Genomic DNA, 10,249 nt, shown 5'->3' on the forward strand with positions numbered 1-10,249 from the left:
TGCGCGGGTCCCGCCCCGGTCGCCGTGGAAGGCCCGGTTCGTTCCGATCCGTCAGAGCGCACGACACCCCAGGGGGCGCGGCCGGAAAAGGAGCCTTACCCTAACCGTCGCGGGAGCCCGACGGCAAACCCCGGTGACGAAGGATCCCGGTTCTGCACGCCCCAGGCCCCGACGCGAGGCGACGAGCGCGCGAGCCCGCGAAGAGCACAGTCAGGTCTTGCGCAGGCGGACCCGCTGGACGCGGTGGTCGTCGCCCTTGTACAGGACCAGGGTGGCGCGGCCTCGGGTCGGGCGGATGTTCTCCACCAGGTTGACCTCGTTGATGGTGCGCCACGTGTTGGCCGCGAACTCCACGGCCTCCTCCTCGCCGATGGTCGTGGCCATGTGGTGGAAGTAGGAGCGCGGGTCGGCGAAGGCGGTGCGGCGCAGCTCCCGGAAGCGGTCGAGGTACCAGTTGCGGATGTTCTCGACCCGGGCGTCGACGTAGAGGGAGAAGTCGAAGAAGTCGGCCACGGCCAGGTGTCCGGCGGTGGCGGACTGGAGGACGTTGATGCCTTCGACGATGAGGATGTCCGGCCGGCGGACAGTCTGGCGCTCCCCGGGGACGACGTCGTAGGCCAGGTGGGAGTAGACGGGGATGTCGATCCGCTCGGCGCCCGCCTTCATCTCCGACACGAAGCGCACCAGCGCGCGCCGGTCGTAGCTCTCGGGGAAGCCCTTGCGGCGCATCAGCCCGCGCGACTGGAGCACGTCGTTCGGGTAGAGGAAGTTGTCCGTGCTGACCAGTTCCACGTCGGGGTGGTTGGGCCACTGGGCGAGCAGGGAGCGCAGGAGGCGCGCGGTCGTGGACTTGCCGACCGCGACGCTGCCCGCGACGCCGATGATGAACGGGGAGGGCCGGTCGGCCTCCCCCAGGAAGGCGCGGACGGCGGCGTGCCGCTGCTGTGTGGCGCCCACGTAGAGGTTGAGCAGTCGCGACAGGGGCAGGTAGACGTCCCGCACGTCGTCCAGGGACGTGGGGTCGGTGGTGCCGCGCAGAGCGGCCAGGTCCGCCTCGGTCAGGGACAGCGGCGTGGACGCGCGCAGGGCCGCCCAGGCGTCCCTGTCGAGCTCCACGTACGGCGAGGAGACGCCGTTCTTCGTCGCGTAAGACACGGTTGACCACCCTAGACGAGGCTCCGGAGCGCACCTGGCAGCCGGTCCCCCCTAGCCCCTCGCCTGGGGTGGGAACGTGCTCGAAACCACACGTTCACGTGGCCGACCCGGAAAAAATTCTGCCGGGCCCGGGAGTGACGAGCGGGGATCCACTCTGCGTGAACACCCTGCCCCCGACCTGCGCGGTCTACCCCCCATACACCAAATGGTCTATACCGTTACCTGCGAAAACGACCAGTGGTATGGGGCACTGGTTGGTCGATTTACCGTCCGCTTTCACCTACGCTGGCGCTCATGTGCGGAATCGTTGGCTACGTCGGGCCGCAACCGGCGCTTGAGGTCGTCGTGAACGGCCTCGCGAGGTTGGAGTACCGCGGATATGACTCCGCGGGCGTCGCTGTGCAGGGCGAGGGCGCGCTGCACACCGAGAAGCGGGCGGGCAAGCTCGCCAACCTGCGCCAGGCCCTGGAGAACCATCCGATGCCCGGGGACGGCGCGGGCATCGGGCACACGCGTTGGGCGACCCACGGCGCACCCAACGACGTCAACGCCCACCCCCACGTGGACAACGACCACCGGGTCGCGGTGGTGCACAACGGCATCATCGAGAACTTCGCCGCCCTGCGCGTCGAGCTGGAGGACCTGGGCTGCAAGTTCACCTCCGAGACCGACACCGAGGTCACCGCCCACCTGCTCGCCACCGAGCTGAAGCGGCGCGGCGACGGTGACCTGCCCGCGGCCATGCGCGCGGTGTGCCGCCGCCTGGAGGGCGCGTTCACGCTCGTGGCGACCTCCGTCGACGACCCCGGCCTGGTGGTCGCGGCCCGTCGCAACTCGCCGCTGGTCGTCGGCCGGGGCGAGGGCGAGAACTTCCTGGCCAGCGATGTCGCGGCGTTCATCGCGCACACCCGCGAGGCCGTCGAACTGGGCCAGGACCAGGTCGTGGAGCTGCGTGCGGACTCCGTGGTCGTCACGGACTACGACGGCAACCCGGTCGAGGTGCGCGAGTACCACGTGGACTGGGACGCGTCGGCCGCCGAGAAGGGCGGCTACGACTACTTCATGCTCAAGGAGATCGTCGAGCAGCCGCAGGCGGTGGCCGACACCCTCCTGGGCCGCGTCACGATGGACGGTCAGCTGACCCTCGACGAGATGCGGCTGACGCCCGAGGAGCTGCGCACGGTCGAGAAGATCGTCATCATCGCGTGCGGCACCTCCTACCACGCGGGGCTGATCGCCAAGTACGCCATCGAGCACTGGTGCCGCATCCCGTGCGAGGTCGAGGTGGCCAGCGAGTTCCGCTACCGCGACCCGATCCTGAACCAGCAGACGCTGGTCATCGCCATCTCCCAGTCCGGCGAGAGCATGGACACCCTGATGGCGGTGCGCTACGCCCGCGAGCAGCGCGCCCGGGTGCTGGCCATCTGCAACGTCAACGGGTCGACCATCCCCCGCGAGTCGGACGGCGTGCTGTACACGCACGCGGGCCCGGAGGTGGGGGTCGCCGCGACCAAGACCTTCCTGACGCAGCTGGCGGCGTGCTACCTGATCGGCCTGTACCTGGCGCAGGTGCGGGGACTGAAGTTCGGCGACGAGATCAACGCGGTCATCGCGCAGCTGGCCACCATGCCGGAACAGGTCGAGCGGGTCCTGGACACCGTGGGCCCGGTGCGGGACCTGGCGCGGTCGCTGGCCGACGCCGACACGGTGCTGTTCCTGGGCCGCCACGTCGGGTACCCGGTGGCCATGGAGGGCGCGCTCAAGCTCAAGGAGCTCGCCTACATGCACGCGGAGGCGTTCGCGGCGGGCGAGCTGAAGCACGGCCCGATCGCTCTGATCGAGGACGGCCTGCCGGTCGTCGTGGTGGTGCCGTCGCCGAAGGGCCGCGGCGTGCTGCACGACAAGATCGTGTCCAACATCCAGGAGGTCCGCGCACGCGGCGCCCGCACGATCGTGATCGCCGAGGAGGGCGACGAGTCGGTGCGGCCGTACTCGGACGTGCTGATCGAGATCCCGGCGGTGCCGACCCTGCTCCAGCCGATCGTGTCGACGATCCCGATGCAGGTGTTCGCGTGCGAGCTGGCCCTGGCCAAGGGCAACGACGTGGACCAGCCGCGCAACCTGGCCAAGAGCGTCACCGTGGAGTAGCCCTCCACCGGACGGGGAACGGGGTGTGCCCGGGGGAGTTGCGTCCCCACCGGGCGCACCCCGTTCGTGCTCTCGGGGTGTGCCCGCCGGTCCGGGGGGAGTCGCTCCCGGAGGAAGCGGCCTCCGGGCGCCATCGCTCAGCGGCTCCGGGCGGCGGCGCACTCGTGCGCGGCGTGTGCGGCGGCCACGTCGGCGTGGGTGGTCAGGAGGCAGCGCAGCGACAGGACGTCGAGGATCCGCGACAGCTGACGGGGTGGGGAGGCCAGGACGAGGTGGTGCCGCGCCTTGGTCGCGGTGTGCAGGGCCGCGATGAGGGCGTTCACCCCGGAGGCGTCGATGAACTCCACCGCGGACAGGTCCGCGATCACGCACCCGTCGGCCGCCGCGCCCGCGAGACGGGCGTACACCTGGTCCGCCGTGGCCAGGTCGATCTCACCGTCCAGTTCGACGACGGTGGTCCCACCGCACGCGAACCGGTTCCGCTCCGTGTCCAGCACGGCCACGCCTCGCTCCCGGGCTCGGATGGAAGAGAACTCTCATCAAGGCGCCGCCGGTCAAATACCGACATGCGCTGACAGCCTACTCCGCCCGAACGGCAACGCCGATGTCCCATGGAGCCATCGGATGACCGTTATCCGGCCTGGACGGGGCGTATTTCAGTCTTCACCGCCACAAACCGCCCAAACGATCTTTCCTTCGCCCCGGACCGGATCCCATCCCCATGTCCGACTGAACGCGGCGACGAGCCCGAGCCCGCGCCCCGATTCGGCGAAATGGTGCGCTTCCACCTTCACCGGACCGTGTTCGACCTGATCAGCGACCATGCACACCACCTGACGCCGCTCCCTGAGCAGCCGGAACTGCACGAGAACGCGCGTTCCTTCCGGGGACCGTCCCCGCGGAACGGCGTGCCGGCAGGCGTTGCCGACGAGCTCGGAGACGACGAGACGCAGATCCTCGGCGACCTCCACGAGGCCCCATTCCCGCGCCGTGCCCGTCGCGAGCTCACGCGAGGAGCGGACCGAGTCGGGTGTCGCCTCGAAGGCCCGGGCCACGGCCTCCGGCGTGCGCGCGCACTCCCCCACGTCGAGACGGGTCAGCGTGTGATCCCACCAGCCACCCAGGCACTCGCCGTTCGCCTCGGCGAGCGAAGGGCGGCTCCAGGTTGCCTCGGAGTCGAGTTCCGAAGACACCAACTCTGCGTTCATCACGGTCCTCACGAGGTGATGTCGGTTCACGCGGCCCTGTCTGACGTGGTCAACGTCGCTTACATCTGTAAGCCACGGATGCACGTGCAGAGTAACGATTGGCAAGACTATAGGACGAAGCGGCCCAAACGGTAGGTCTCCGGAGAAGAATTCACGCGTCGGTACACACGATTACACCGGACGCGGTGGCGCAGTTCCGGCACACGAACTCAATGCCGACAACCCTGTGCACTTCCGTGACCTCTGGGTATACTGAGCGGTCGCCAGCGCCGACGCCGCTACAGGGAGGGTGACGTGGTCGCCGACCGGGCAGAGAATATGCAGGTCACTCAGGATTTCCTGGCGAATTCCAGCGGTGGGCCCACCGTGCTGCGCATTCTGCTCGGCAGCCAGCTCAGACGCCTGCGCCAGGCCAAGGGCATTTCCCGCCACGACGCCGGGTACGCCATCCGCGCATCGCACGCCAAGATCAGCCGGATGGAGCTCGGTCAGGTCAGCTTCAAGCCGCGCGACGTGGATGACCTGCTCAAACTCTACGGAGTGGAGGACGCCGGGGAGCGCGAGGCGCTCCTGGGCCTGATCTCCAGCGCCAACGCCCAGGGCTGGTGGCACCAGTACGGCGACGTCCTCCCGCAGTGGTTCGGCGTCTACATCGGGCTGGAGGAGGCGGCCTCCGTCATCCGTACCTTCGAGGTCCAGTTCGTGCCGGGCCTGCTCCAGAGCGAGGACTACGCCCGCGCGGTGATCCGCCTGTCGCGTACGGCCACCTCCGACGATGACGTGACCAACCGCGTCAGCATGCGCATGCACCGCCAGCGCCGTTTCGTCGAACCCCACGCGCCCCGCCTGTGGGCGGTCATCGACGAGGCGGTCCTGCACCGCCCCTACGGCGACATCGACGTCATGCGCGGCCAGATCGAGCATCTCATCGAGATGGCGCGGCGGCCCAACATCACCATCCAGGTGGCCACCTTCGCCATGGGCGGCCACGCCGCGGCGGGCGGCCCCTTCAGCATCCTGCGCTTCCCCACCCCGCAGCTGCCCGACGTGGTCTACCTGGAGCAGCTGAGCAGCGCCCTGTACTTCGACAAGTACGACGACACCCACCGCTACGCCCTGACGATGGACCACCTCGCCACCCAGGCCCCTCCGCCGAACGAGACCGAGGGCATCCTCCGCGGCTTCCTGGAGCGTTACTCCTAGGGAGCCCTCCCCGGCTCTCCGCCGACGACCGGCCGGTGATCGGCCGGTGATCGGCCGGGCACTCCTTCGCCCCCGGGACGGACTCACCCGCCGACCCGGGGTTCCGTCATGGCGGACAACACGGGGTCGACAGTGATGGTGGTCACACCGCTTTCCGGTCAGGTTGTTCCCACATGACCGATTTCGGCCACGACTCAAGAACGATCCTCCGGGAGTGAACCGTTCGGCGTTCCGACACATAAGCCATGACGTGCGACGACACCGGCGGGTGACCCCCGGTTCTCCCTTATGTACTTACCGATGTAATCACGTCTGCACGTGCATGAGCTACGCTTTGGGCCGCACCAAGGACGAGACGAACCCGCACGGATCATGGGCCGCCCCTGCACTCGGGGCCCGATCCTCCCGGCGAGAGCCCTATGGTTCGGCACGGCGGGCGCGACGCGCCGGACGGTCGCGTACGGACACCCGCCCACGAGTCCCCGAAGTTCCAGGAGGTTGACATGCACTCGATCTACAACGGCGTTCCCGCCACCGACCTGCCGGACGTCACCTGGACCAAGAGTAGCTGGAGCAACCCGGAGGGCAACTGCGTGGAGATCGCCGCCCTCCCAGGCGGGGACTTCGCCGTGCGCAACTCCCGCGACCCGAAGGGCCCCGCCCTCGTCTACACCACCGCCGAGATCGAGGCCTTCGTCAAAGGCGCCAAGACCGGGGACTTCGACACGCTCATCGCCTGAACCAGCGCCTGACCCCTGGTCCCGGCGCCTCCCCGTGAAGGACCACGGGCACGGGCACGAGCCGGTCCCCGGACCGCCTCGGCACCGTTCCCGCCGCCCCCGGGCCGCGCGCCCGGCCATCCCCGCTTCCGGTCCCCTCCCCCACACACACAGACCTGCCCCGGAAGCGTCCAGGCCGTCGACCGCCATCCCATCCCATTCCCGGCGGTCGCCGTCCACGGCCCGGACGTGCGTGGAGCCCGGCACCGCGAACGGTGCCGGGCTCCGTGTCCTTCACCCCCGGTCGCCTACAGGCGGGTGGGGTCCACCAGCCCGTTGGACTCCACGGGCGCGTTCTCCCACGGGAAGTGGGTCGCGCCCAGCGCGGGCTTGAGGTCGAACAGCCAGGCCGCCTTCTCGTCGTACTTGGCGAAGAAGGGCTTGCCGACCAGCTCGGGGTCGCGCGCCTGGATGAAGTGCAGGACGAACACCTTCTCGCCCGCGACCTCGGTGACGCCGTCCACGCACACCTTGCCCGGGGTCGCCGACATCGACGGACCGCGGACGGTACGCGCCAGGCCGGACACCTTCTGGTACGCGCCCCGGAAGATGTCGTAGGCCTCGGCCAGCGGCACGGCGAAGTAGTCCTGCGGCCCCGTGTCACGCTCGACGAACATGTAGTAGGGGACCATGCCGTGGCGCAGGTGCGTGCGCCACATGCTCTCCCACGTGGCCGAGTCGTCGTTGATCGTGCGGATCAGCGGGGCCTGGGTGCGGATGACGGCGCCGGTCCCGCGGATCCGGCGCACGGCCTCCTGGACGAGCTCCGGCTTCATCTCGTTCGGGTGCGAGAAGTGCGCCATGAACGCGAGGTTCTTACCCGAGGCGACGACCTTCTCGAACAGGCGGAGGGTGTCGTCGGCGTCCGGGTCGGTCACGAAGCGCTGCGGCCAGTAGGCCAGCGCCTTGGTGCCGATGCGGATGGCCTCGAGGTGCTCGATCTCCAGCAGCGGCTCGATGTACTTGGAGATCACCCCCTCGCCCATGATCATCGGGTCGCCACCGGTGAAGAGGACGCTGGTGACCTCAGGGTGCGTCCGCACGTACTCGACCAGCTGGTCGACCTCGCCGGAGGCGAACTTCAGGTCGGCGTCACCGACGAACTGGGCCCAGCGGAAGCAGTACGTGCAGTACGCGTGGCACGTCTGGCCCTGCTTCGGGAAGAAGAGGACCGTCTCCTTGTACTTGTGCTGGACACCCGGAATGGGCTCCTCGTTGCCCGCCTTGGGCACGTTGAGGTCCATCTGTCCCGCGGGGTGCGGGTTCAGGTTGGCCCGGATCTGGTTGGCGGCCTCGTTCAGCTCCTTGCGCGAGGCCCCGGAACGGATCAGGTCGGCGATCCTGGCGACATCGCCAGAGGGCAGCATGTCGGCCTGCGGGAAGACGAGCCGGTAGATCGGATCGTCCGGCGCCGCGTCCCAGTCGATCAGCTCGTCGATGACATAGCTGTTGACCCGGAACGGAAGCACGTTGGCCACCGCTTGCACCGCGAGCCGCTCGTCAGCGGCGAGACCAGCTCCCGCCGTGAGCTCGTCGAGGTGTTTCGTCGTGTAGGCACGAAACCGACGTCCGGCGGACGGGGACAGTGCCGCGTCTGGCGTTACGCTCACGCCTCTCCTCTCCTGCATGTAGGCAGGGCCGCGGCGGAGCACCGCCGGGCAGCCCTGATCAGGCGGGTCCGGTGTGCGCGGACACCGGTGGACCACCTGGTACGGAAATTCAATGTGTAGTCACACGGATCCGGACCTCGGCTGAAGCCCGGACCAGCAAGCGGGTATACCCCGACATGGGGTTTTGTACCCATCAAGCGCAATATCCAGCCCTGACCTGGACATACGGGAAGTATCCTCGCATGAGGATACGAACCTGCCGAACTCAGACGTCCATCCGGCGACCCGATACCGTGTCTGCTGGCCCGCCGCGCGCGAGGCGACCACGCGCGGCACCGGCACCGCCGCGCACCAGAGGACCTGCGCGAACACCGGGCAGTCCGCGCGCCCGCCCACCGACCCCACCCGTGAAGGACGAACCAAGTTGAGTGGCACATCCGACGCGGACGTGGACGCTCACGTCGTACCGCGTACGTCTCCGCCGACCATCGCGGTGGACGCGATGGGGGGCGACCGAGCCCCCGGAGAGATCGTCCGGGGCGCGGTGCTGGCCGTCCGCGAGCTGGGGCTGCGCGTCGTGCTGGTGGGGCGGCGCACGGAGATCGCGACGCTGCTCGCCGAGGAGAACGCGCTCCGCGACGTCCCCGTGGTGCACGCCGAGGACAGTCTGGCGATGCACGAGGGCGCGCTGGCCAGCTGGCGGCGGCCCCGGTCCAGTGCCGCCGTCGCCTGCCGGCTCATCCGGCGTGGTGACGCCGACGCGCTGGTCTCGGCCGGTTCGACGGGTGGCGTCGTGGCCACCTCGACCGTCCGCCTGCGCACGCAGCCGGGGGTGCTGCGCCCCGCCCTGGCGGTGACCCTCCCCACCGGGGAGACGCCGACGGTACTCGTGGACGCGGGCGCCAACGCCGACGCCAAGCCGGAGATGCTGGTGCAGTTCGCCCACCTGGGGTGCGCGTACGCCCACACGGCGTTCGGCGTGGAGCGGCCCCGGGTGGGAGTGCTCACCATCGGCTCGGAGCCGGGCAAGGGCAACAAGCTCGTGCGCCGGGCCACGGAGCTGCTGGCGGCCACCGCCGAGGACTCCCAGACCATGGACTTCCAGGGCAACGTCGAGGGCCACGACCTGCTGGCCCGGAAAGTGGACGTGGTCGTGACCGACGGGCACACGGGGAACGTGGCGCTGAAGTCGGTGGAGGGAACGGCGGCGTTCGCGATGGAGGCCTTCCGCGACGCGCTCACCTCGTCCGTGGCCGCGAAGGCGGGCGCGTTCCTGCAGCGCCGGGCGCTCCGGGACCTGCGCGCGCGGCTGGACAGCGAGACCTACGGCGGGGCGGCGCTGCTGGGACTCAACGGCACCGTGGTGATCGCGCACGGCGACAGCCGCGCCCAGGGCGTGGCCCGCGCCTGCCAGCTCGCGCACGACCTGGCCGTGGGGCGGATCGGTGAGCGGATCCGCCGCCGCGTGCACCACCGTCCCCCGAACTGGCTGCACCGACTGGCCCAGTCCGAGGAGCGCTGACCGGGACGGACCGAGGCGGGACGCGCGTCACACCGGCCCGTGTCACAGGGTCCCGGGCTTCCTCGTCTCAAGGGGTGTCACCACCGACGAGCACGGAGGAGCACACCATGGACGCACGACTGGACATCCTCGCCGTCCCGAGCGCCGGCAGGGCCCTCAAGCACTTCATGACGGCGGGCAGGGCGCTCAAGGACCTGCCCCTGCCGACCAGGACGCGGGAACTGGTGGAGCTGCGCGTGAGCCAGATCAACGGCTGCGCCGTCTGCGTCGACATGCACACCAAGGAGGCCGCCGCGTCCGGGGAGACCGCGCTCCGGCTGAACCTGGTCACGGCGTGGCGGGAGGCCACGGTCTTCACCGAGGCCGAGCGCGCCGCCCTGGAGTTCGCCGAGCAGGGGACCCGGGTCGCGGACGCGGGCACCGGGGTCGGCGACGAGGTGTGGGCGAACGCCGCCGGGCACTACGACGAGGAGCAGCTCGCCGCCCTCACGCTGCTGGTCTCCTTCATGAACGCGGTGAACCGGATGAACATCATCACCCAGCGGCCCGCCGGCGACTACGTGGCCGGCCAGTTCCACTAGTGCTGTGGCCGGAAACGTTCGCCCGGGTGCTCTCACGCCGCGA

General features: G+C 69.6%; 9 protein-coding genes. 5 read left to right on the forward strand and 4 right to left on the reverse strand.

Annotation, left to right across the window (positions count from 1 at the left end; genetic code table 11):
- Positions 1 to 210 precede the first annotated feature (210 nt).
- The gene (gene coaA, locus D471_RS0129335) at positions 211 to 1,116 is read right to left on the reverse strand and encodes a type I pantothenate kinase (protein WP_017601920.1); all 906 of its coding nucleotides are present in this window, start codon (positions 1,114 to 1,116) and stop codon (positions 211 to 213) included.
- A gap of 333 nt (positions 1,117 to 1,449) precedes the next feature.
- Here coaA and glmS point away from each other — a divergent pair, with 333 nt between their 5' ends.
- Complete coding sequence (glmS, locus tag D471_RS0129340; RefSeq protein ID WP_083924394.1) at positions 1,450 to 3,303, forward strand: glutamine--fructose-6-phosphate transaminase (isomerizing); 1,854 nt, start codon at positions 1,450 to 1,452, stop codon at positions 3,301 to 3,303.
- 137 nt (positions 3,304 to 3,440) lie between these two features.
- Here glmS and D471_RS0129345 read toward each other — a convergent pair whose 3' ends face one another.
- Together D471_RS0129345 and D471_RS0129350 are read right to left on the reverse strand one after the other, a co-directional pair.
- A complete protein-coding gene (locus D471_RS0129345; protein WP_017601922.1) occupies positions 3,441 to 3,806 on the reverse strand; it encodes an STAS domain-containing protein in 366 nt (121 codons plus the stop codon).
- A gap of 153 nt (positions 3,807 to 3,959) precedes the next feature.
- Positions 3,960 to 4,511: an ATP-binding protein gene (locus tag D471_RS0129350; RefSeq protein WP_017601923.1), complete on the reverse strand. Its 552-nt coding sequence runs from the start codon at positions 4,509 to 4,511 to the stop codon at positions 3,960 to 3,962.
- Between the two features lie 318 nt (positions 4,512 to 4,829).
- Between D471_RS0129350 and D471_RS0129355 the strand changes: the two genes are divergently transcribed.
- Complete coding sequence (locus tag D471_RS0129355; RefSeq protein ID WP_017601924.1) at positions 4,830 to 5,714, forward strand: helix-turn-helix domain-containing protein; 885 nt, start codon at positions 4,830 to 4,832, stop codon at positions 5,712 to 5,714.
- Positions 5,715 to 6,217: 503 nt separating this feature from the next.
- On the forward strand, positions 6,218 to 6,454 hold the full coding sequence (locus D471_RS0129360; protein WP_026128203.1) for a DUF397 domain-containing protein: 237 nt from the start codon (positions 6,218 to 6,220) through the stop codon (positions 6,452 to 6,454).
- Between the two features lie 287 nt (positions 6,455 to 6,741).
- Here the strand turns inward: D471_RS0129360 and D471_RS0129365 are convergent, their stop codons facing one another.
- Positions 6,742 to 8,103, reverse strand: a complete 1,362-nt coding sequence (locus D471_RS0129365) for a KamA family radical SAM protein (protein ID WP_241479741.1) — start codon at positions 8,101 to 8,103, stop codon at positions 6,742 to 6,744.
- Positions 8,104 to 8,527: 424 nt separating this feature from the next.
- On the opposite strand from D471_RS0129365, the gene plsX reads away from it, so the two are divergent.
- Together plsX and D471_RS0129375 are read left to right on the forward strand one after the other, a co-directional pair.
- Positions 8,528 to 9,625 carry a phosphate acyltransferase PlsX gene (gene plsX / locus D471_RS0129370; protein ID WP_026128205.1) on the forward strand — a complete coding sequence of 366 codons (1,098 nt, stop codon included), beginning with the start codon at positions 8,528 to 8,530 and terminating at the stop codon, positions 9,623 to 9,625.
- Positions 9,626 to 9,732: 107 nt separating this feature from the next.
- The gene (locus D471_RS0129375; protein ID WP_017601928.1) at positions 9,733 to 10,206 is read left to right on the forward strand and encodes a carboxymuconolactone decarboxylase family protein; all 474 of its coding nucleotides are present in this window, start codon (positions 9,733 to 9,735) and stop codon (positions 10,204 to 10,206) included.
- Positions 10,207 to 10,249 lie beyond the last annotated feature (43 nt).

The organism is Nocardiopsis lucentensis DSM 44048 (assembly GCF_000341125.1).
Classification (GTDB): domain Bacteria; phylum Actinomycetota; class Actinomycetes; order Streptosporangiales; family Streptosporangiaceae; genus Nocardiopsis; species Nocardiopsis lucentensis.